The sequence below is a fragment of the Agromyces tardus genome (assembly GCF_003710805.1).
In the GTDB taxonomy this organism is placed as follows: Bacteria; Actinomycetota; Actinomycetes; order Actinomycetales; family Microbacteriaceae; genus Agromyces; species Agromyces tardus.
In genome coordinates this window covers 345,873-365,778 of record NZ_RHHB01000001.1, presented here as the reverse complement: position 1 = coordinate 365,778, position 19,906 = coordinate 345,873, and the positions used below count along the sequence as shown (strand labels likewise).

Annotated in this window: 21 protein-coding genes; 10 read left to right on the top strand and 11 right to left on the bottom strand. The window is 72.8% G+C overall.

What is annotated here, in order from left to right; all coding sequences use genetic code 11:
* Positions 1-192: 192 nt before the first annotated feature.
* On the top strand, positions 193-1,374 hold the full coding sequence (locus EDM22_RS01750) for a phage tail sheath family protein (RefSeq protein ID WP_122935377.1): 1,182 nt from the start codon (positions 193-195) through the stop codon (positions 1,372-1,374).
* Here the strand turns inward: EDM22_RS01750 and EDM22_RS01745 are convergent, their stop codons facing one another.
* From EDM22_RS01745 to EDM22_RS01730, 4 genes are read right to left on the bottom strand one after another with little or no spacing between them, the layout of a single operon-like run.
* Positions 1,375-3,039: a glycoside hydrolase family 13 protein gene (locus tag EDM22_RS01745; protein ID WP_122935279.1), complete on the bottom strand. Its 1,665-nt coding sequence runs from the start codon at positions 3,037-3,039 to the stop codon at positions 1,375-1,377.
* Positions 3,039-3,977, bottom strand: coding sequence for a carbohydrate ABC transporter permease (locus EDM22_RS01740; protein ID WP_122935278.1), 939 nt, complete (start codon positions 3,975-3,977; stop codon positions 3,039-3,041). Before EDM22_RS01740 ends, EDM22_RS01745 begins: the two co-directional genes overlap by 1 nt.
* Positions 3,977-4,942, bottom strand: a complete 966-nt coding sequence (locus EDM22_RS01735) for a carbohydrate ABC transporter permease (protein WP_122935277.1) — start codon at positions 4,940-4,942, stop codon at positions 3,977-3,979. Before EDM22_RS01735 ends, EDM22_RS01740 begins: the two co-directional genes overlap by 1 nt.
* 37 nt (positions 4,943-4,979) lie before the next feature.
* Entirely contained in the window at positions 4,980-6,275 is a 1,296-nt protein-coding gene (locus tag EDM22_RS01730; RefSeq protein WP_245989095.1) for an ABC transporter substrate-binding protein, read from the bottom strand.
* A 134-nt stretch (positions 6,276-6,409) separates the two neighbouring features.
* Here EDM22_RS01730 and EDM22_RS01725 point away from each other — a divergent pair, with 134 nt between their 5' ends.
* Positions 6,410-7,666: an ROK family protein gene (locus EDM22_RS01725; RefSeq protein WP_122935276.1), complete on the top strand. Its 1,257-nt coding sequence runs from the start codon at positions 6,410-6,412 to the stop codon at positions 7,664-7,666.
* Between the two features lie 111 nt (positions 7,667-7,777).
* On the opposite strand, the gene EDM22_RS01720 is transcribed toward EDM22_RS01725, so the two are convergent.
* Positions 7,778-8,962 carry an epoxide hydrolase family protein gene (locus EDM22_RS01720; protein WP_122935275.1) on the bottom strand — a complete coding sequence of 395 codons (1,185 nt, stop codon included), beginning with the start codon at positions 8,960-8,962 and terminating at the stop codon, positions 7,778-7,780.
* 127 nt (positions 8,963-9,089) lie between these two features.
* Between EDM22_RS01720 and EDM22_RS01715 the strand changes: the two genes are divergently transcribed.
* The gene (locus EDM22_RS01715) at positions 9,090-10,040 is read left to right on the top strand and encodes a helix-turn-helix transcriptional regulator (protein ID WP_122935274.1); all 951 of its coding nucleotides are present in this window, start codon (positions 9,090-9,092) and stop codon (positions 10,038-10,040) included.
* Positions 10,041-10,080: 40 nt separating this feature from the next.
* On the opposite strand, the gene panD is transcribed toward EDM22_RS01715, so the two are convergent.
* Positions 10,081-10,497 carry an aspartate 1-decarboxylase gene (gene panD / locus EDM22_RS01710; RefSeq protein WP_122935273.1) on the bottom strand — a complete coding sequence of 139 codons (417 nt, stop codon included), beginning with the start codon at positions 10,495-10,497 and terminating at the stop codon, positions 10,081-10,083.
* Between the two features lie 82 nt (positions 10,498-10,579).
* On the opposite strand from panD, the gene EDM22_RS01705 reads away from it, so the two are divergent.
* The gene (locus EDM22_RS01705) at positions 10,580-11,038 is read left to right on the top strand and encodes an SRPBCC family protein (RefSeq protein ID WP_170963970.1); all 459 of its coding nucleotides are present in this window, start codon (positions 10,580-10,582) and stop codon (positions 11,036-11,038) included.
* A gap of 38 nt (positions 11,039-11,076) precedes the next feature.
* Here EDM22_RS01705 and EDM22_RS01700 read toward each other — a convergent pair whose 3' ends face one another.
* A complete protein-coding gene (locus tag EDM22_RS01700) occupies positions 11,077-11,613 on the bottom strand; it encodes a hypothetical protein (RefSeq protein ID WP_122935271.1) in 537 nt (178 codons plus the stop codon).
* A gap of 120 nt (positions 11,614-11,733) precedes the next feature.
* Here EDM22_RS01700 and EDM22_RS01695 point away from each other — a divergent pair, with 120 nt between their 5' ends.
* Positions 11,734-12,435 (top strand): endonuclease/exonuclease/phosphatase family protein, encoded by a 702-nt coding sequence (locus EDM22_RS01695; RefSeq protein ID WP_122935374.1) that lies wholly within the window; start codon positions 11,734-11,736, stop codon positions 12,433-12,435.
* A gap of 67 nt (positions 12,436-12,502) precedes the next feature.
* Here EDM22_RS01695 and EDM22_RS01690 read toward each other — a convergent pair whose 3' ends face one another.
* The 3 genes from EDM22_RS01690 to EDM22_RS01680 form a co-directional block, all read right to left on the bottom strand.
* Positions 12,503-13,390 (bottom strand): intradiol ring-cleavage dioxygenase, encoded by an 888-nt coding sequence (locus EDM22_RS01690; RefSeq protein ID WP_122935270.1) that lies wholly within the window; start codon positions 13,388-13,390, stop codon positions 12,503-12,505.
* A 104-nt stretch (positions 13,391-13,494) separates the two neighbouring features.
* Positions 13,495-14,124 (bottom strand): class I SAM-dependent methyltransferase, encoded by a 630-nt coding sequence (locus EDM22_RS01685; RefSeq protein WP_170963969.1) that lies wholly within the window; start codon positions 14,122-14,124, stop codon positions 13,495-13,497.
* Between the two features lie 43 nt (positions 14,125-14,167).
* Positions 14,168-14,764 carry a histidine phosphatase family protein gene (locus tag EDM22_RS01680; RefSeq protein WP_212591857.1) on the bottom strand — a complete coding sequence of 199 codons (597 nt, stop codon included), beginning with the start codon at positions 14,762-14,764 and terminating at the stop codon, positions 14,168-14,170.
* A gap of 228 nt (positions 14,765-14,992) precedes the next feature.
* Here EDM22_RS01680 and EDM22_RS01675 point away from each other — a divergent pair, with 228 nt between their 5' ends.
* The 5 genes from EDM22_RS01675 to EDM22_RS01655 all read left to right on the top strand — a co-directional run bounded on the left by EDM22_RS01675 (position 14,993) and on the right by EDM22_RS01655 (position 19,381).
* Positions 14,993-15,868, top strand: a complete 876-nt coding sequence (locus EDM22_RS01675; protein ID WP_122935268.1) for a class I SAM-dependent methyltransferase — start codon at positions 14,993-14,995, stop codon at positions 15,866-15,868.
* Positions 15,869-15,942: 74 nt separating this feature from the next.
* Positions 15,943-16,182 (top strand): hypothetical protein, encoded by a 240-nt coding sequence (locus EDM22_RS01670; protein ID WP_122935267.1) that lies wholly within the window; start codon positions 15,943-15,945, stop codon positions 16,180-16,182.
* 59 nt (positions 16,183-16,241) lie between these two features.
* Positions 16,242-18,626, top strand: coding sequence for an ATP-binding protein (locus tag EDM22_RS01665; RefSeq protein WP_170963968.1), 2,385 nt, complete (start codon positions 16,242-16,244; stop codon positions 18,624-18,626).
* A gap of 13 nt (positions 18,627-18,639) precedes the next feature.
* Positions 18,640-19,056, top strand: coding sequence for a phage baseplate assembly protein V (locus EDM22_RS01660; protein ID WP_122935265.1), 417 nt, complete (start codon positions 18,640-18,642; stop codon positions 19,054-19,056).
* 13 nt (positions 19,057-19,069) lie between these two features.
* Positions 19,070-19,381, top strand: coding sequence for a hypothetical protein (locus tag EDM22_RS01655; protein WP_122935264.1), 312 nt, complete (start codon positions 19,070-19,072; stop codon positions 19,379-19,381).
* A gap of 30 nt (positions 19,382-19,411) precedes the next feature.
* Here the strand turns inward: EDM22_RS01655 and EDM22_RS01650 are convergent, their stop codons facing one another.
* Positions 19,412-19,867 carry a VOC family protein gene (locus tag EDM22_RS01650; RefSeq protein WP_122935263.1) on the bottom strand — a complete coding sequence of 152 codons (456 nt, stop codon included), beginning with the start codon at positions 19,865-19,867 and terminating at the stop codon, positions 19,412-19,414.
* Positions 19,868-19,906: the final 39 nt, after the last annotated feature.

Below are 19,906 nucleotides of genomic sequence, written 5' to 3'. Positions count from 1 at the left end.
AGGTGATGACGGATCGCAGCGCACAGACCGCGGATGCCGCGGGGCCGGGATGACGACCTCCCCCCGCGGCATCCGCCTGTTCGGCCGCAGTCGGCTCCCCCGCGCCCCGGATGCTTGACACCCGCCGCCCGGAGCGGGAGGCTCGCAGCGAGTCATCCGTCACCACGACGTCGTGAGGCAGGAGGCATGCGCATGACCCCTCCCGATCCCGAAGCGCCTGCCGGCCCGTTCGAGGAGATCGCGAGCGGCGCGAGGCCCATCGAGGGCGTCGGCACGGCCGTCGCCGCGTTCGTCGGCCTCGCCGAGGCCGGTCCCATCGACGTCCCCCTGCTCCTCTCGGACTGGTCCGCCGTCGAGCGCGAGTTCGGCGGCCTGTCGGGCGGGTCGCCACTCGCGCGCGCAGTGCACGACTACTTCGAGAACGGCGGGCGATCCGCCGTGGTCGTGCGGGTCGGCGCATTCGGGGCCGAGGCCGAATGGCAGGGACTCGCGGCCCTCGAGTCGCTCCCCGACGTGAACCTGCTCGTGCTGCCGGATGTCGCGGCTCCGGGGACTCGGATGCCGGCCGAGGCGGCGCGCGCTGTCGTGTCGGAGGCGGCGGCATTCTGCGAGCGCCACCGCGCGATGCTGCTGCTCGACGCCCCCGCCGACTGGACGGGCGTCGACGCCATCGAGGCCGCCGCGGCATCCGACGACGGCCTCGCGGGCGCACTCGGCACCGACAGCGCGAACGCGGCGGTCTACTTCCCCCGCGTCCGCACCGCGGATCCCCTCGGCGGCGCTCCCGTCGCCGTGGGCGCGGCCGGTGCCGTCGCGGGCGTCATCGCGCGCACCGACGCGACGCGCGGGGTCTGGGCGGCACCGGCCGGCACCGACGCGGCGATCCGCGGCGCCGCGGGCCTCGACGTGTCCCTGAAGGACGACGAGCTCGACCGGGTGAACCGCCTCGGCGTGAACTGCCTGCGCGAGCTTCCCGGCGGATCGACCGTGGTGTGGGGCGCACGCACGCTGCAGGGCGCCGACGCGGCGGGGAGCGAGTGGAAGTACGTCCCCGTGCGCCGCTTCGTGCTCTTCCTCGAGGAGAGCATCGACCGCGGCCTGCGCTGGGCCGTGTTCGAGCCGAACGCCGAGCCGCTGTGGCAGTCGGTGCGGCGCGACGTCACGGCGTTCCTCCACGGACTGTGGCGCGACGGCGCGTTCCCCGGGCGCACGCCCGACGAGGCGTTCTTCGTGCGCTGCGGCGAGGACACCATGACGCAGAACGACCTCGACAACGGACGCCTCGTCGTGGAGATCGGGATCGCGCCGGTGCGTCCGGCGGAGTTCGTGATCCTCCGCATCCGGTCGCACGCGAAGCCGGCCGACGACGACTGATCACACCCGCAGCCACACCGCCGTCTCGCCGGGGAGGCGCCCGTCGGCGAGCGGCCCGCTCGCCACGAGCACCTCCCCCGGAGGCAGCGCCGCGGGCGCGGTGCCGAAGTTCATCGCGACCTCCCAGCCGCCCGGGCGCCGGAAGCGCACCACGTCGGCCTCGGCCGACGGCACCCACTCGAGCACCTCCGGCCCCCGCAGCTCGTCGCGCACGGAGAGCGCCCGCCGGTAGAGCGAGAGGGTCGAGTCGTGGTCGCGGTCCTGCACGTCCACGGCGACGTCGCCGAACCACGCCGGCTGCGGCAGGTGGGCGCCGCCATGGCCGAAGCCGAAGGAGGCGCCGGTGCTCGTCCAGGGCAGCGGCACGCGGCATCCGTCACGGCCGATGTCGACCCCGGGGTTGCGGAAGAAGGACGGGTCCTGGCGCTCGTCGGCCGGGATGTCGCCGACCTCGTGCAGGCCGAGCTCCTCGCCCTGGTACAGGTAGGCGGACCCGGGCAGCCCCAGCATGAAGAGCGTCGCGGCGCGGGCTCGGCGAAGGCCGCGCTCGCGGTCGAGCACGGGCTGCGTGCCGCCCGAGAGCAGCCAGGCCGCGCCGTGCCGTTCGCCCGGCTCGGCGGGCTCGGGCAGACCGTAGCGGGTGGCGTGCCGCACCACGTCGTGGTTCGAGAGCACCCACGTCGTCGAGGAGCCCGACTCCGCGGCGAGCGCGAGGTTCGCGTCGACGATGCGCCGGAACGCCGCGGCGTCGAACGGTGCCTCGAGCAGGTCGAAGTTGAACGCCTGGCCGAGTCCGTCGATGCTCGCGTAGCGCGGACGCCGCGACGGGTCGACCCACGCCTCGGCCACCGCCGTGCGGGGCGGTGAGTACTCGTTGAAGACCGCGCGCCACTCGGCGTAGATCTCGTGCACCTCGTCCCGGTCCCAGAGCGGGTGGCCGCCGTCGCGCGGGAGGGCGTCGAGCGTCGCCTGGTCGGGGAGCTCGTCGCCCAGCAGCTTCGCGAGCCCGTGCGCCACGTCGATGCGGAAGCCGTCGACGCCGCGGTCCGCCCAGAAGCGCAGGGTCGTCAGGAAGTCGTCGCGCACCTCGCGGTCGTCCCAGTTGAGGTCGGGCTGCTCGGTCGCGAAGTAGTGCAGGTACCACTGGCCGTCGCCGACGGGCTCCCACGCGGGCCCGCCGAACGCGCTCGTCCAGTCGGCGGGCGGCGACGCGCCGTCGTCGCCGAGTCCGTCGCGGAAGATGTAGCGGTTGCGTGCGCGCGAGCCCTTGGGCGAGGCGAGGGCCTCGCGGAACCACTCATGACGGTTCGACGTGTGGTTCGGCACGATGTCGATGATCACGCGGATGCCCGCGCCGTGGAGCGCGTTCACGAGGTCGTCGAAGTCGTCGAGCGTGCCGAGCCGCGGATCGACGTCCCGGTAGTCGTCGACGTCGTACCCGCCGTCCGCGAGCGCCGAGGGGTAGAACGGGCTGAGCCACACCGCGTCGATCCCGAGGCGCCGCAGGTGCGGCACACGCGAGCGGATGCCGCGCAGGTCGCCCAGCCCGTCGCCGTTCGCGTCGGCGAAGCTGCGCGGATACACCTGGTAGACGGCGGCCTGCCGCCACCAGTCGGCGTCGTGGCGGAGGTGGGCGAGGTCGGAGTGTGCGAGCACGTCGGTCATCAGCCCTTCACCGCTCCCTGGGTCACGCCTTCCATGACCCAGCGCTGGGTGAACAGGTAGACGACGATCGCGGGCGCCATGGCCATCAGGTACGACGCGAACGACACGTTGTAGTTGTTGCTGAACTGCGTCTGGAAGATCGACTGCACGACCGGCAGGGTCTGCTGGGCGGAGTCGGCGATGATGAGCGACGGCATCATGAAGTCGTTCCACGAGGCGAGGAACGCGAAGATCGCGACCGTCGCGCTCATGGGCGCGAGCAGGGGGAAGATCAGCTGGCGGAACGTCTGCCACGTCGTCGCGCCGTCGATGCGGGCGCTCTCCTCGAGCTCGAGCGGGATCGACCGCAGGAAGGCCGTGAACAGCAGGATGCTGAACGAGAGCTGGAACATGATGTGCAGCAACGTCACCCCGACGGGGTTGGCGAGCCCGAGGAGGCCGGTCAGCTGGATCTGGGGCAGGGCGACGACCGGGAACGGCAGGAACATCGCCGCCAGCAGGTAGAAGAACGACCAGCGGAACAGCCGGTGCTCCCAGTTGCGCACGATCGCGTAGGACGCGAGCGAGGCGAGGAGGACCGTGCCGACGACCGTGCCGGCCGTCACGAGGATCGAGATCGTGAAGGCGACCGGGAAGTTCGTCAGCTCCCACGCCTGCGTGAATCCGGAGAAGTCGATGGGCGACGGCAGCGAGAAGGCGTTGCCGTCGACCGCCTGCTCCGTCGTCTTCAGCGACATCGAGACGGTGACGTAGAGCGGCAGGAGCACGGTGAGCGCGCAGAGGAACAGGATGACCATCGTCGTCCAGTTCGTCCGCTCCTGGCCGACCCGACCGCGCCGGCGGCGGGTGGGGGCGGCGACGGCGTCGCGGGTGCCGCGGCCGGCGGCCGGGGCCGGGGTGGTGGAGGCCGGAACGGGCCTCGCTGCTGCCTGGGTCATCAGATCGCCGCCTTTCCGCGGGTGAGTCGGAGCTGGAGTACCGAGATGAGCACGGCGATGACGAAGAAGATCGTCGCGTTGGCCATCTGGTAGGCGTAGTCGCCGCCGGTGAAGCCGGTGAAGATCGTCATCGCGATGCTGCGGGTGGACGTGCCGGGGCCGCCGTTGGTGAGGCCGACGATGACGTCGTACACGTTCAGGTAGTTCTTGAAGCCGAGGATCACGTTGATCACGACGTACCCCGCGACGAGCGGGAAGGTGACCGACCGGAGCTTCACCCACGGCGTCGCGCCGTCGATGTCGGCGGCCTCGTACACGTCGCCCGGGATGGAGAGCAGGCCCGCGATGTAGATGAGCAGGGTGCCGGGGATCGACTGCCACGCAGTCACGATCACGATCGCGAGCCAGGCCAGGTCGGGGTTGGCGAGGATCGACTCCGACAGCCAGGGGATGCCGGTCGCGGCGCCGAGTTGCGGCAGCGAGTTGGAGAACAGGAAGTTGAAGACGTAGGCGATGACGATGCCCGAGATCACCATGGGGATCACGAAGACCGCGCGCAGGCCGGTCTTGAGCCGGATCCGGCTCGTGAGTCCCACCGCGAGGAGGAACGCGATGAGGTTCACGAGCAGCACCGTGACGATCGCGAACCCGAACGTGAAGGCGTAGCTCGCGAGGATCGCCGGGTCGGAGAACGCGGCGATGTAGTTGGTGAGCCCGATGAACTCCCAGTCGCCGAATCCGATGAAGTCCGTGAACGAGTAGAAGATGCCGAGCGCCGCCGGCACCGTGATGGCGAGCGTGAACAGCACGAGGGTGGGGATCAGGAACAGGTAGTACACCGGATCCACCCGGGGCCGCCCCCGGCCGTCGTGGGCGGCGCCCGCGAGGTGGTCGGTGCGGCCGTGCTCCGCGTCGTCGACGAGCGAGCCGGCGGATGCCGCGGCGGGTGCGATGGGAGTCGACATGTCGAACGTCCTCTCGAGTCGTGGTCGGATCGTCGGGTCAGCCGCGCAGCGCGAGGCGGGCCCAGTCGGCGTCGATCGTGGCGAGCGTCGCGGGGATGTCGCCGCCCGTCGCCATCGTCTGGATGTAGTTGTCGATCGGGATGGTGAGCGGGATCGACCGCGAGAGGCCCTGGTAGAACTTGCCCTCGTCGTAGTACTCCTGCATCGGGAGGATGCGCGGGTCCGTGACGGGGGCGGCGTCCGTCGTGGTGCCGAAGCCGAGGAACTGGGCGTTGAAGTCGTCCATCACCTGCTGCTGCATGAGGTACGAGACGAAGGTGCGGGCGGCCTCCTTCTGGTCGCTCGCCTCGGGAACCCAGAGCGCGAGGTCGAGGTTGACCCGCACCTTCAGGTCCTCGGGGTCGTTCGTCACGGGCAGCGGGAAGGTCGCGAGCTCGAGGTCGGGGTTCGTCTTGGCGATCTCGCCGAGCGCCCACGGACCCTGCATGTACATGGCGCCCTCGCCGTTGGCGAAGGCGACGTTGCCGTCGCCGTAGCCTCGGCTCGCGGCATCCTCGTTGGAGTAGTCGGCGAGCTGCTTCATCTGCTCGGTCGGCTCGAGGATCGTCTTCTGGAACGACACGGCGGAGTCGGGTCCGACCTCGGTGCCGAGCTCGTGCATCCGGTCGAGGAAGTCGGCGACGTCGAGCCGGCCGCCGACGCTGTAGTCGAAGAGGCCCTGGCCGAGCGTCCACGGGTCCTTGAACGTGCTGTAGATGGGCGTGACGCCTGCGGCCTCCAGCTTGTCGCACGCGGCGATCAGCTCGTCCCACGTGGTCGGCACCGCGATGTCGTTCTCCTCGAAGATCTCGACGTTGTAGATCACCGATTCGGCGGCCACCGAGTAGGGCAGCACGCTCGTGCGTCCGGGGTAGGTGGCGTACTGGTCGACGAGCTCCTGCACCTCGGGGCGGATGCGCTTCGCCTCGGGCATGTCGGAGAGGTCGGAGAGGGCGCCGCGCTCCATGAACCGGGCCATCTCCATGTTGTAGTTCAGGAGGCCGACGTCGGGCGGGTTGCCGCGGAGGAATCCGGCCGACAGGTTCGAGGCGGAGTCGAGCGTGACGTGCACGTCGGACTGCTCGCTGTTGAACTGCTTCACGACGTCGCGGAAGTACGGGATCGCCTCGGGCTTCGACATGAGGAAGGTGATCTCGGTCGGCCCGCTGCCCGAGACGCCCGCGCAACCGGCGAGGGCGAGGGAGGCGGCGACGACCGCGGCGGCGGCGAGCGCGAGGCGCGCGCGGCGGCGTGAGGGCCGGCCGGCGTCAGGGCTGGTTGGTCTGTGAGGCACGTCGTCTCCCCTGGGAATCCGGACCGCCGACGCCGCGCGAGCACCGCTCGTCAACGCTGACGGAGTATATTTAGGGTGTAGATTTATTTTCTGTCGTAAATAATGACGGAGAGTCCGAGAAAGGTCAAGCGTCGATGGAGAAGACCACCGCAGCAGCGTCATCACCGCAGGTGCTGCGCAGGGCGAACGCCCGCCGCGTGCTCGAGTACGCCTGGCGAACCGGCCCGTTCACGGCATCCGAGGCGATGGACGCGAGCGGGCTCACGCGCTCCACGGTGATCGGCGTGTGCGACGACCTGGTCCAGCAGGGCTGGCTCGACGAACTCGGCGACGCGCGCGCCGCGGGGGCCGCCGGGGCCTACACCAAGGGACGCCCTGCTCGGCGGTATGCCCTCCGGGCGCGGGCGGCCGTCGTCGTCGCGGTCGATGCCGGGGCCGAGCGCATCACCGCGACGGTCGCCGACCTGCGCGGGCACGTGCTCGGCAGCGCTTCCGTCGAGATCCCGGTGAAGAGCCCGCATCGCGTCGAGCGCCGCGCCGACGCCGAGGCCCGTCGCCGTCTCGCTCGCTCGACGGTGCGTGACGCGCTGGCCGCGTGCGACGGCGGCGGCGCACCGGTGCTCGCGATGACGGTCGGGGTCCCGGCGCCCGTCGATGCCGACGGCGGCTCGCCCGCCGACGACTGGTTCTGGGCGCTCATGAACCCCGGGTACGCCGAGCTGTTGGCCGACGAGGCGGGCATCGTGACCATCGAGAACGACGCCAACCTCGTCGCGATCGCGGAGCGGCGCTCTCCGCTGGGCAGCGGACGCACGGTCGACTCGTACGTCGCGATGCTCGCCGGGGAGGGACTCGGGTCCGGGCTCATGATCGACCGGCGCCTCGTGCGCGGCCGACGTGGCGCCGCCGGCGAGATGCGCTTCCTCGATCACGTCGAGGGCGTCGGCTCGGCCGACGGATTCGCGCTCCTCGCCCGGCAGTGGGCCGTCGACGCCATGCGCGAGGGGCTGCCCTCGGGGAGCCCGCTCGACCAGCTCGACCCCCGCACGCTCGGCGAGGCCGACGTCGCGCGCGCCGCGGCCGCCGGAGACCCCGTTGCGGGGGGCATCATCGATCGACTGGCGGAGCGGCTCGCGCGCATCTGCCTCGTGCTCGGCGACCTGCTCGACGTGGACCGCGTCATCGTGGCCGGTGCGACGGTCGCCTCGCTGCCGGCGGTCATCGACCGGGCGGCCGCGATCCTCGACGCGAGCGACGACCCCACGGCACCCGACCTCGTGGCCTCCGCGCTCGGCCGCGACGCCGTCACGGTGGGAGCCATCGAGCACGCGCTCGACCTCGTCCGCGACCGCGCGCTCGACCTGGTCCCGGCGGCGCGGGACGTCGCCTGAGGCTGGGCTGCCGGACGCGGCGGAGGCGACCGAGCGGCAGCATCGGCCCGGTTGCGGCGCACGCCGCCGGGCCGCCATTGCGACCCCGCGGCATGGCCCCGCGGCATCCGCTCAGCACAGCGACGCGAAGAACGCGCGGAGGTCGCCCGCCACGACGGCGGGCACCTCGAGCGCAGCGAAGTGGCCGCCCCGCTCGAAGCGGCTCCAGTGCACGATGTTCGCGTTGTCGCGCTCGGCGAAGACGCGGATCGTCTGGAAGTCGTCGGCGAAGACCGCGACACCGGTCGGGGCGGTGTTCACCCGCGGCTCCGCGGCCGCGGCATCCGCTCGCGCGTTCTCGAGGTAGCTGCGCCCCATGCCCGACGCCGCGTTCGCGAACCAGTTGACGCTGACCTCCATGAGGATCGCGTCGAGCGGCACGAGCGAGGTGCCGTTGCCGAACGAGTTGAACAGCTCGCTGTAGGCCAGGAGCCCGACGGGCGAGTCGCTGAGGCCGACGGCCACGGTCTGCGGGCGCGACGCGTTCATCGCGTTGTAGCCGCCGACGGACTGGAACCACTGCATGTGCTCGAGGCCCGCATGGTCCTGCGGCTCGAGGTGCTCGAACTCGGCCGGGTCGCCCGACGGGAAGGAGAAGAGCTGCAGCACGTGCAGTCCGAGGAAGCCGTCGGGGTTCAGCAGCCCGAGCTCCCGGGCGACCATCGCGCCGTTGTCGGAGCCGTGGACGCCGTAGCGCGCATAGCCGAGCCGGCGCATGAGCGCGTCGTAGGCCGCCGCGACCCGCGCGACGGTCCAGCCCGCCGAGACCGGCTGGCTGAAGCCGTAGCCGGGCGCGTCGGGGATCACGACGTCGAACGCGTCGTCGGCGCTGCCGCCGTGGGCGACCGGGTCGACGAGCTCGTCGATCAGGTCGAGGTAGTCGACGGCCGAGCCCGGGTAGGTGTGGGCGAGCAGCAGCGGCGTCGCGCCGGGGTGCGGCGAGCGCACGTGGATGAAGTGGAGCGGCTGGCCGGCGACCTCGGTCGTGAAGTGCGGCACGGCGTTGATGCGCGCCTCGACCTCGCGCCAGTCGAACCCGTGCTGCCAGCGGTCGATCGCCTCGCGCAGGTAGCGGTTCGGCGTGCCCGCGTCCCAGTCGTCGCCGGGGGCCGGCTGCGGGAGACGCGTGCGAGCCAGGCGCTCCATGAGGTCGTCGAGCTCGGCCTGGGCGATCTCGACGCGGAAGGGACGGATCTCGGCGACGTCGTCGGCGGAGATCGCGGCGGGCTGGGACTGGGGTGCGGTGGTGTTCGTCATGACACTCACGCTATGGTCGAACTAGGAATGTTCGATTCCTAGTTCTGAAGATCGCCTCGACGACCTCGTCCCACGGCGTGGGCGTCGCCCATGCCCGCCCGAACACGCCCGACCGGCAGGAGGACCCGTGCTCGAGACCTCCGCTCGGCTGCTCGCCCTGCTCTCCCTCCTGCAGTCGCGACCCGACTGGACCGGCACCGAGCTCGCCGCCCGACTGGACGTGTCGACGCGCACCGTGCGCAACGACATCGAACGCCTGCGCGCGCTCGACTACCCCGTCGATGCGACGCTCGGAGCCGCTGGCGGCTACCGCCTGGGCGCCGGCGGCAAGCTGCCCCCGCTCCTCCTCGACGACGAGGAGGCCGTCGCCGTGGCGATCGGCCTGCGCGTCGCGACGGGCGTCGCCGGCGTCGCGGAGTCGAGCGCGCGTGCCCTCGCGAAGCTCGAGCAGGTGCTGCCGCCGCGATTGCGGCCCACGGTCGAGGCGCTCGCCACCGTCGTCGACCGAGCGCCCGAGAACACCGGCACGGATGCCCCCGACCCCGAGGTCGATCCGGCCGTGCTCGCGGCGATCGCGGCGGCGATCCGCGACGTCGAGTGGCTGCGCTTCGACGAGCGGGGCGAGCCGCGGCTCGTCGAGCCGTACCGGCTGCTCAGCTGGCAGCGGCGCTGGCACCTCGTGGCCCGCGACCCCGCGTCGGGCCAGTGGGGCACGCACCGCGTCGACCTCCTCACGCCGCGGATGCCGACGCGCCGCCGCTTCTCCCCCGTGCCGCTGCCCGGCGGCGACTACACCGCATTCGCCATGCGCTCGATCGCGGCGAGCGGGTGGAAGGTGCACGCCCGCCTGCGCATCGCGGCGTCGGCGGAATCGGTGCTCGCGCGCATCAACCCGGCCGTCGGCGTCGTCGAATCGATCGACGCCGATGCCTCGGTGCTCGTCACGGGCGCCGACAGCCTCGACACCATCGCCGCCTACATCGGCATGCTCGGCATGGACTTCACCGTCGAGTCGCCGGCGGAGCTGCGTCCGCTCCTGCGCACCCTCGGCGAGCGGTACGCGCGAGCGGCGGGCTGACGCAGGACGGGCCGACCGCCCGACGCCCGCCCGCCCGCCGTCAGACCGCGAGCGGCGGGCGGCTCAGCCAGTCGAACCCGTCGGGCACGTCCGCGGCATCCGCGCTGAGCCCCGTGATGCCGTTGCCCCGGTCGACGTGCACGATCCGGGGCCGCCAGGCCCGGGCCTCGGCCTCGTCGAACTGCGCGTAGGAGATGACGATCACGAGATCGCCCTCGTGCACGAGGTGGGCGGCGGCGCCGTTGATGCCCAACACGCCGCTGCCGCGCTCGCCCTCGATCACGTAGGTCTCGAGGCGGGCGCCGTTGGTCACGTCGACGACGGCGACCTGCTCGCCGGGCAGCAGCTCCGCGGCATCCATGAGGTCACGGTCGATCGTGATCGACCCGACGTAGTGCAGGTCGGCGTGGGTCACCGTGGCGCGGTGGATCTTCGACTTCAGCATCGTGCGCAACACGGCCCCGAGCCTAACGCGCGTCGGAGCCGCGGATCCTCCGTATGACGCTCCGCGGCGGCCGGACCGCGCGACAATGAGGGCCATGACGACGATCGAGCGGCACGAGGACGTGCGCGCCTCCCGCGAACGGGTGTTCGAGCTCATCGCCGACCTGCACGGGTACGACCGGTGGCTGCCGTCGTCGGGCGACTACCGGGGGACGAGCGAGATCTCGCCGCCGCCCGTGCGGGTCGGCACCACCTATCGCGAGACGAGCCCGAGCGGGGTGCGCACGGGCGTCGTGACGGCGCTCGACCCGCCGCGCGAGGCGGTCTTCCGCCAGCCCATGGCACTGCGGCCGCGCTTCGCGGGCACGATCGACTCGACCGTGACGATGCGCGTCTCCGAGCCCGACGCGTCCACGGGAACGGTGCGGGTCACGCGGCTCGTCGAGCTGGGCATCCCGCGACGGCTCGCGCTCCTGCGCGGAATCGTCGTGCGCCGCTACGCCGCCGAGAGCGAGCGGATGCTGCGCGCGCTCGCGTCCGTCGCGGAGGACTGACCGGCGCCTCGCCCGCCCCGCCCACCCCGGCCCGCGCACTACCCGGCGCCGGGCAGTCCCACGCGATCGGGGATCGCCGTGACCACCCGCGGCAGCCACCGGTCGACCTCCGGCCAGGCGCGACCCGTCGGCAGGTGCCGCAGCAGCTCGGCGAGCGATGCGTCGGCCGCCGGCCACGGGATGACCCGGGTCGGCGACGCGCTCGCGAGCACGCCGAGCCACCAGTGCATCCACGTGGTCGGCATGGTCTCGGGGCTCAGCACGACGTAGTAGTCGGGCACGGTGATCTCGTGCCGCCCGACGGCCTCGACCGTCATGGCGATCTCGAGCTGCAGCACCTCGAGCGTCGACTGGTCGTCGAAGAACTCCACCCACGCGGATGCCACGTGGCCGAGCGGGTCGCGGTCGTGCACGACGTACGGCGCGGCCGAGGTCGCCGACCACTTGGCGATCTCGGCGTCGGTCGCCTCGAGGAAGGACGCGCTCTCGACGTTGGCGAGCCCGTCGAGGGCGGTGATCGCGGTCGTCGCGTCCTCGCCGACGACGACCAGGGTGGTGCTTCCCGGTGCCTCCATTTCCGGATTGTACGTCCGCCGGCCGGGATCGGGGCCGCTCCGTTCCCAGCGGGTCGTGGTCGTGTCCGACCCGTGACCTCCGTCCCATCGGATCCCCTCCGATCCGCTTAGGCTGTGACGGTGAAGGTCGTCAGCTACAACCTGCGGAAGCACCGGGCCGTCAGCGAGCTCGCGGCGCTCAACGAGCGATACGCCCCCGACCTGCTCTGCCTGCAGGAGTGCGACACGGCCGACATGCCCGAGCACCTCGCCGACCTCGAGCTCGCCACGGCGACCACCGGCAACCGGCTCGGCCTCGCCGTGTACTACCGGCCCGACCGGTTCGAGTTCCGCGCGGTCCGTTCCTTCGCCCTGAAGAAGTCGCTCCACGACCACGTGCTGCGGCCCGCGAACGAGCGCCTCATCGGGGTGCGCCTGCACGACCTGCAGGCCGAGCGGGAGTTCATGGTGGCCTCGTTCCACGCCGCGCCGCTGACCGCCCTCAACTCGCTGCGCCGCCACCAGATCAAGTCGGCCCTCGACGAGCTGCAGCTGATGGGCCCGGGCCTGCCCACCCTCATGGTGGGCGACTACAACTACCCCCTGTTCAAGGAGAACCTGGCCGAGAAGGTGCGCGAGCACGGCTACGAGCTCACGCTGAGCGACAGCCGCACCTACACGCGCTACAAGTTCTTCCGCGGGCACTTCGACCTCGCGACCTCCGTGGGCTTCGACATCGAGAACGTCGAGACGCTGCCGCGCGGCTCGTCCGACCACCTGCCGATCCTCGTGACCACCTCGTACGCCGTCGCTCCGGTCGAGGGCATCGACGCGTCGATCTGAGCGCAGCCGGCGCTGCCCGACCCGCCGACCCGCCGACCCGACGACCCGCCGGCCCGGCCGACCGGGATCACACCCCGATCGTGAGCGCCGCGGTGTAGCCGTTCGCGACGGATCCCGACATGCTCGCGATCTGGTGGATGCCCTGGTCGTCGCCGAACACGTTGTCGCTCGCGAGGCTCACCTGCGACACGTTCCGCACGCTCGACTCGTAGCCCCCGGTCGCGTAGACGACGTCGTTCACCTCGGCCGGCAGGGCGATCTGCGAGGTCTTCACGATCGGCCCCGAGGCCACGGCGTTCGCGACATCCGAGTAGACCTCGAAGTGGATGTGCGGCCAGCGGCCCGCGTAGCAGGCCGGGTAGATCGACGTGAAGCGCACGGTGCCCATCGCGTCGGTCTCCTGCACGCCGCGCAGATAATTCTCGTTCGCGAGCCCGTCGCTGTAGAGCGAGTACCCGCCGTCGCGATCGCAGTGCCAGAGGTACACGCCGGCGCCCACGAGCGCGCTGCCGGTCGCGGCATCCCGCACCGTGAGCTCGATCGTGAGGGGCACGCCCTCGGCCACCGTGGTCGACGAGCCGAAGCTCGAGCGGATGTCGCTGCGCACGATCCCCGAGTCGTCGAGCACGTTCACGCCGTTCGACCCGTCGCCCGGGTAGGGGCCGCCCGTCTCGTCGGGCACCTCGGCGAGGGGGCCGGATGCCGCGGCCGACGCGCTCGCGGAGGGGCTCGCCGTGGCGGTCGCCGACGCCGAACCGGTCGCGCTCGCGCCCGGCTCGGGCGACGCCGACGAGCAGGCCGCGAGCAGGGCCGTGAGGCCGACCCCGCCGAAGATGCCGAGCGCGAGGCGCCGGTCGACGAGCGTGCGGATGTCGTACACGAGGCCGCGGTGGTCCTCGTCGATCTCCTCGCCGTGCTCGTCGATCCATCGGGGGTCGGTCGGCTTCGTGGTCATGGTGGCTCCCTCTCGTTCGGCCCGCCGCTGCTCGACGCGGGTCTCGTCGGACACCACGCTGCCGGGGCCGCCCCGGCCGCGCCGATGCGTGGGCTGTGCCTCGCCTATGAGTCCTCCGTGTGCGCGGTGGGAGGGTCGGCGGGGCCCGTGTGCCCGCCGAACAGCAGCACGCGCGTCGGTCCGAACGGGAACGACGGCACCCGCACCCGCCGCACGTCGTCACCCGTGAAGCCCGCTGCGACGAGGGCCGCCTCGGTGTCGCGGTCCCAGTGGCATCCGTGACAGCAGCGCCGGGTGATCGGCGTGGCGATGCGCTGCACCGCGCGCTTCAGGGTGTGCGGCGGCGCCGCGACATGGTCGACGAACAGGATCCGGCCGCCCGGCACGAGCACGCGCCGCACCTCGGCGAGCGCGGCGGACTGGTCGTCGACCGAGCAGAGCACGTAGGTGCCCACGACGGCGTCGACCGAGTGGTCGGGCAGCGGGATGCGCTCGGCCTTCGCGGCGAGCGGCTCGGCGCGGTGGCCCCACGCACGAGCGCGGGTGGCGAGTTCGGCGCGGCGCTCGTCGTCGGGCTCGAGGCCGATCCACTCGACGTCGGCGTGGAACGCGCCGAAGTTCTCGCCCTCCCCCGCGCCCACCTCGAGCACCCGCCCGCGGAGCCGCCCGACGGCCTCGCGCTCCAGGTCGTCGAGCGCGTCGTCGTCGATGAGCTCCGGCAGCGCGTCGTCCATGCGGTCATGCGACCACGCACGCTCGCCCGCGTCAAGGGCGCGACTACGCGGCGGCGGCCTCGAGCTCGGGCAGCACCGCGTCGAACGGCGTGCCGCCGACGGTGAGCACCTGCCACGCGGCATCCGCTCGCCGAACGAACGACGACGACAGGTTGTCGAGCCGCGGGTAGTCGCGCGCCTCGTGGCCCGTGATCTCGGCGAGGGTGTGGCGGATGAGCGTGCCGTGCGCGACCGCGAGCACGCGCGCGCCGCCGTGGTCGCGCACGATGCGGTCGAGGCCGCGCAGGCCACGCGGGCCCACGTGCGCGTCGGGTTCCTTGCCGGCGAAGTCGCGGTCGGGCCAGCGGGTGAGCAGCTCGGAGACGGGCGTGCCCTCGGCGGCGCCGAAGTCCTGCTCGGCGAGGTCGTCGTAGCTGCCGCCGAGCGGCAGGCCGAGGGTCGACGCGAGGATCTCCGCGGTCTCGCGGGCCCGCACGAGCGGCGAGCTCACGACCACGTCCCACGGGTCGGCTGCGAACGCGGATGCCGCGGCGAGCGCCTGCCCGCGACCCGTGTCGTTGAGCGGGATGTCGGTGCGCCCCTGCATGAGTCCGTTGAGGTTCCAGTCGGTCTGTCCGTGGCGGATGAGGGCGAGCAGCATGCCCTCCAGCCTAGGCGAGCCCTGCTGGACGGGCGCCGGGGGCCGGGCGGGTGACGGTCCCGCGCGCGGGCGGTCGGGCGGCGGCTGGGCCCGCGTGGACCTCCGCATGCGCGTCCGTGATCTCGGTACCGCTCCGTGCAGATCTCCGTGGAGCACACGGATGACGCGACACGGCGGCGAGCGCACGCTGGGGATACCGAGACATCCGCTCACCCGAAGGAGACACCGATGACCGACATCGCGACCCCCGCCGAGACCGGCACGGCCCAGCCCGTGCGCGTCACCGACACCGACGCCGACCGTGCGCTGAAGGCGAAGCACCGCGCCATGTGGGCGTCGGGCGACTACCCGACACTCGCCTCCGAGCTCATCTGGAGCCTCGGCCCGATCCTCGTCGACGCCACCGGCGTGCACCCGGGCGACCGGGTGCTCGACGTGGCCGCGGGCTCGGGCAACGCCGCGATCCCCGCCGCCCTCCGTGGCGGCGCGGTCGTGGCGAGCGACCTCGCGCCCGAGCTCTTCGAGGCCGGCAGGCGTCGTGCCACCGAGGCGGGAGTGGAGCTCGAATGGCGCGAGGCCGACGCGGAGGCGCTGCCGTTCGCCGACGACGCGTTCGACGTGACGCTCTCGTGCGTCGGCGTCATGTTCGCGCCCCACCACCGGCAGGCTGCCGACGAGCTCGTGCGCGTCACCCGCTCGCACGGCCGTATCGGCCTGCTCAGCTGGACGCCCGAGGGCTTCATCGGCCAGATGTTCAAGACCATGAAGCCGTACGCGGCGCCGCTTCCCGAGGGCGCCCAGCCGGCGCCGCTCTGGGGCGACGAGCAGCACGTGCGCGAGCTGCTCGGCGACCGCGTGACGGATGTCACCGCCGAGCGCCGCACCATCGGCATGGACGTGCTCGCCACGCCCGAGGCCTTCCGCGACTACTTCAAGACGCACTACGGGCCGACGATCGCGGTCTACCACCGCATCGCCGACGACCCCGCACAGGTCGAGGCCCTCGACGCGGCCCTCGCCGAGCTCGCCCGGCAGCACGGCGCCGGACACCCCGGCACCGCCTTCGAGTGGGAATACCTGCTCGTCACCGCGCGGGTGCGCTGACGTGCCCGCCCCGCGCGCCACGCACCCGCACCGCGCACCACGCACCACGCACCACGCACCACCAGGAGAATCCGATGTACCTGAGCGAGGACTACTTCGTCTTCCACATCCATGAGCAGGGCGAGCAGCGCCTGCTGCAGGAGCTCGAGCGCCGTCGCGTCATCGCGGAGCGCGCCACCGAGCGTGCCGCCGAGCTCGCCGCGGCACGCGAGGCCGAGCCCACCGACCCGGCGCAGGGGGTGACGGATGCCGCGCGCCCGCGCCGCGGCATCCGCGCCCTGCTGCCCCGCCGGCCGAGGCCCGCGACGGCGTGAGCGTCATCTCGGTGTCCGCCCCGGTGCGGCGCCGCCGCCGCGCTCCTACAATCGGCACTGTGCCGGGGCAAGCACTGACGCCGCGCGAGAGCGCGATCCTCGCCGCGGTCGGACGGCGGCTGAGCAACCCCGAGATCGCCTCGGAGTTGTTCATCTCGGTGCGCACGGTCGAGAGCCACATCGCCGCACTGCGCCGCAAGCTCGGCGCCGAGCGCCGTGCCGACCTCATCGCGGCGGCCGGCGAGCGGCGCGAGCACGAGGTGTCGGTGCGGGTGCCGCACAACGCGTTCGTCGGTCGCTCCGGCGACCTCGAGCGGCTCGCCGCGGCCGTCCAGCGCCACCACTGCGTGACCATCGCGGGTCCGGGCGGCGTGGGCAAGACGCGGCTCGCCCTCGAGTTCGCGCGGACGGGCGACCGCGTGCCGATCGTGGTCGAGCTCGAGCACGCCGATCCCGACGACGTCGTCGCCCGCATCGCGCGGGTGCTCGACCTCGAGGCGGGGCCGGGAGCCGACGTGATCTCGTCGATCGCGGTCGCACTGGCGTCGCATCCGTACCTGCTCGTGCTCGACAACGTCGATCGCGTGGGGCGCGCGGTGCGCGACGCGGTCTCCCGCCTGGTCGTCGCCGTGCCCGGCCTGCGGGTGCTGAACACCTCGCGCACGCCCATCGGCGACGGCGACGAGTTCGTGTTCCCGCTCGCCCCGCTCGACGTGGGCGGCGCCGACGCCCCGTCGGTGGCCATGTTCCTCGACCGCCTCGACGCGACGGGCACGGCGATGCCCTCCGCCGCCGACCGCGAGCTCGCCGCCCGGGTGTGCGCGCGGCTCGACGGACTCCCGCTCGCGATCGAGCTGGCCGCCGCCGTCGCACGCCACCTCTCGCTCGACGAGCTCAGCGAGCGGCTCGACCGGGACTTCGCGACCCTCGACCGCGCCGAGCCGGAAGGGCGGCACCGCACCCTCGAGACCGCCTTCGACTGGACCTGGGACCTGCTCACCGACGAGGAGCGCGACGTGCTCTGCCGGCTGGGTGCGCTCCCCCGCAGCTTCGACGTCGACCTCGCCACGGCCGTCACGCACGCGGGCGCCGAGGGCGTGCTGCTGCGCCTGCTCGACCACTCGCTCATCGTGCCCGCCGGCGGCACCCCCCGGCGGTTCCGGCTGCTCGCCGTGATGCGCGAGTTCGTGCGGGCCCGCACCGATCCGGGCGTGATCCGGGAGGTGCTCGCCCGGCACGCGGACTACCACGCCGCCGTCGCGTCGGACTTCGCCTCGCGAGCGCGCGTCGACGACAGCGTCGACGCCATGCGCGAGTCGATCCGGCTGTGCTCCGAGGTGAACGCGGCGCTGCGCTGGTCGATCGCGGCCGGGCACCCCGCGGCGCTCCCCCTCGCGACGGCGCTCTCGATCGGCGTCGAGCAGTACGGCTCCGACGTCGACAGCGTGCGCACGATCGCGATGGCGGCGCGCGACGAGCGCGTGCTCGCCGGGGCCGACCCGCAGCAGCTGCTGGTGCTCGGGTTCGCGATCGTGTTCCTCGAACTGCCGCTCGTCGACGACCTCGCCGAGCGCGCGCTCGCGATCGCCGGCGACGACTCGCGCTCCCGGATGGCGGCGCACCACCTCGCGGGCGTCGCCGACGCCTACCGCCACCGCGTCGAGTCGGCCCTCGAGCATCTCGACATCGCCGAGCGCCTCGCCGTGCGGGTCGGCGACGACTGGGACCTCGCGGCGATCCACCACATGCGCGGCATCGCACTGCACGATCCGACGATCGGCGACGACGACGCGGCGCTCGCCGAGCTCGAGACGGCCGTGCGGCTGTACGCGGCCGTCGGCGACGGCATGCACGTCAACAACGCGCGGTACATGATGGCCGCGGTCGCCGAGCAGTCGGGGCGCGAGGTCGATCGCGCGGCCCGGTGGGCGGCGGAGTGCGTCGACTACGCGAGCCGGGTCGGCAACGAGCACGAACTCGCGCACGCGGCCCTCGTGCAGCAGCGGCTCGGGGTTCCGGATGCCGCGCTCACCCTCGATGAGCTCGTCGCGACGTTCCGGCGGGTGGGCGACGCCCGTTGCGCCGTACGGAGCCTGCTGCTCGCCGCGGACCGCGCGTCGGGCGCCGCGGACACCGCGGGCGCCGGCGCGGCCCGCCGCGGCGACCCCGGACGCGCCGTGCCGCTCCTCGAGGAGGCGCTGTCGTTCGCCGACGACGCCGACGACCACGCGCACCAGTCCGCCGCGCTCGGACGCCTCGTCGGCGCCTACTGGTCGCGCGGCGACCGCGTGCGCACCCTCACGACGCTCGGCCGGCTCGCGGCGGTCGCCGGGCCGGATGCCGCAGCCGCCGCCTGCCCGCCCGAGCTGCTCGGCGAGCTCCCCGTGCACGCCGACGCGGGCGCCACCGCACCCACCGCGACCGCGGTCGGGACCCCCAGGTGAACGGAGCCGAGACATGAATCCTCCCGACCCGCAGCTCCGGTTCTTCGGCAAGCACCGCGGTACCTGCGTCGGCAACCTCGATCCCCTGCAGCGGGGGCGGATCCAGGTCGAGGTACCGGCCGTTGCGGCCGGTCCCCTCGGGTGGGCGCTCCCCTGCCTCCCGATCGGAGGCACCTCGGCCGGCGTGTTCGAGCCTCCGGCGATCGGCACGGGGGTCTGGGTGGAGTTCGAGCAGGGCGACGTCGACTTCCCGATCTGGGTGGGCACGTGGGAGCCGCTCCCGGCCGACGAGGTGCGCCTGGCCACCTCGGGCGGCGCGAGCATCACACTCGGCGCCGCCGGCGTCGTGATCGCGAACGGCCTCGGCGCGGTGGTCGAGCTGGCCGGGCCCTCGGTGGACCTCAACAACGGCGCCCTCACCGTCACGTGAGGGCGCGACGATCATGGGTCGGATCATCGACGTCTGGGCGGTGCTCATGTGCCCGCACGGCGGATCGGCCGCACCGACGACGCCGAGCGCCCGGGTGCTCGTCGGGGGCCGTCCGGTGGTCACCGCCGACTCCGCCTACGTCGTCACCTCCTGCAGGCGAGCGGACGCGGCGCCACCGTGCACCTCGGGCCGCTGGGTCACGGGGGCGGCCCGTGTGCTGGTCGGCGGGGTTCCGGTCGCGGTCGACACCGGCGCGTCCGCGACCGATCCCTCGGGCCTGCCCATGCACGTCGTTGCGGTGCAGCACCGCGTGACTGCGCGCTGATCGTCGCGCGCCGCGGCATCCGCGCAGCGCTCAGTCGAGCTCCTCGAAGAGGGTCAACTGCAGCGCCGCCGGCCCGCGGAGGCGCGAGTTCATCGAGCGCCACGGCGTCTCGCGAGGTTCGGCGATGAGCTCGGCTCCCGCGTCGACGAGTTCGGCGGTGACGGATGCCGCGTCGTCGACCTCGAGCGCGACGCGCAGCCGGTCGCTGCGCTGCCCCTCCGCCTCGACACGGTCGATGAAGCGCACCTGTGCCGGGTTCGAGAGCTCGAGCGTCGCACGTCCGGCGTCGAGGATCACGACCTGGGCGCCGTCGTCACCGCTGTACGCCTCCTGCTGCGGCATGCCGAGCACGTCGCGGTAGAACGCGAGCGCCTCGTCGAAGTCCGCCGCCTCGACGACCAGCCGCAACTGGCGCACCCGGCCCCCGCCTGCCTGCGCTGCCGCAGTGCGATCCGCCTGCCCCGTGTCATCCGTGTGCTCGGTCATGCGATATCCCTCCTCGTCGAGCGGCCACGTCATCGGCCA

Excerpts from the sequence above, each read along its gene's own strand:
- EDM22_RS01750 (WP_122935377.1), top strand. The coding sequence starts at position 193 with ATGACCCCTCCCGATCCCGAAGCGCCTGCCGGCCCGTTCGAGGAGATC.
- EDM22_RS01745 (WP_122935279.1), bottom strand. The coding sequence starts at position 3,039 with ATGACCGACGTGCTCGCACACTCCGACCTCGCCCACCTCCGCCACGAC.
- EDM22_RS01740 (WP_122935278.1), bottom strand. The coding sequence starts at position 3,977 with ATGACCCAGGCAGCAGCGAGGCCCGTTCCGGCCTCCACCACCCCGGCC.
- EDM22_RS01735 (WP_122935277.1), bottom strand. The coding sequence starts at position 4,942 with ATGTCGACTCCCATCGCACCCGCCGCGGCATCCGCCGGCTCGCTCGTC.
- EDM22_RS01725 (WP_122935276.1), top strand. The coding sequence starts at position 6,410 with ATGGAGAAGACCACCGCAGCAGCGTCATCACCGCAGGTGCTGCGCAGG.
- EDM22_RS01720 (WP_122935275.1), bottom strand. The coding sequence starts at position 8,962 with ATGACGAACACCACCGCACCCCAGTCCCAGCCCGCCGCGATCTCCGCC.
- EDM22_RS01705 (WP_170963970.1), top strand. The coding sequence starts at position 10,580 with ATGACGACGATCGAGCGGCACGAGGACGTGCGCGCCTCCCGCGAACGG.
- EDM22_RS01700 (WP_122935271.1), bottom strand. The coding sequence starts at position 11,613 with ATGGAGGCACCGGGAAGCACCACCCTGGTCGTCGTCGGCGAGGACGCG.
- EDM22_RS01690 (WP_122935270.1), bottom strand. The coding sequence starts at position 13,390 with ATGACCACGAAGCCGACCGACCCCCGATGGATCGACGAGCACGGCGAG.
- EDM22_RS01685 (WP_170963969.1), bottom strand. The coding sequence starts at position 14,124 with ATGGACGACGCGCTGCCGGAGCTCATCGACGACGACGCGCTCGACGAC.
- EDM22_RS01680 (WP_212591857.1), bottom strand. The coding sequence starts at position 14,764 with ATGCTGCTCGCCCTCATCCGCCACGGACAGACCGACTGGAACCTCAAC.
- EDM22_RS01675 (WP_122935268.1), top strand. The coding sequence starts at position 14,993 with ATGACCGACATCGCGACCCCCGCCGAGACCGGCACGGCCCAGCCCGTG.
- EDM22_RS01670 (WP_122935267.1), top strand. The coding sequence starts at position 15,943 with ATGTACCTGAGCGAGGACTACTTCGTCTTCCACATCCATGAGCAGGGC.
- EDM22_RS01660 (WP_122935265.1), top strand. The coding sequence starts at position 18,640 with ATGAATCCTCCCGACCCGCAGCTCCGGTTCTTCGGCAAGCACCGCGGT.
- EDM22_RS01655 (WP_122935264.1), top strand. The coding sequence starts at position 19,070 with ATGGGTCGGATCATCGACGTCTGGGCGGTGCTCATGTGCCCGCACGGC.
- EDM22_RS01650 (WP_122935263.1), bottom strand. The coding sequence starts at position 19,867 with ATGACCGAGCACACGGATGACACGGGGCAGGCGGATCGCACTGCGGCA.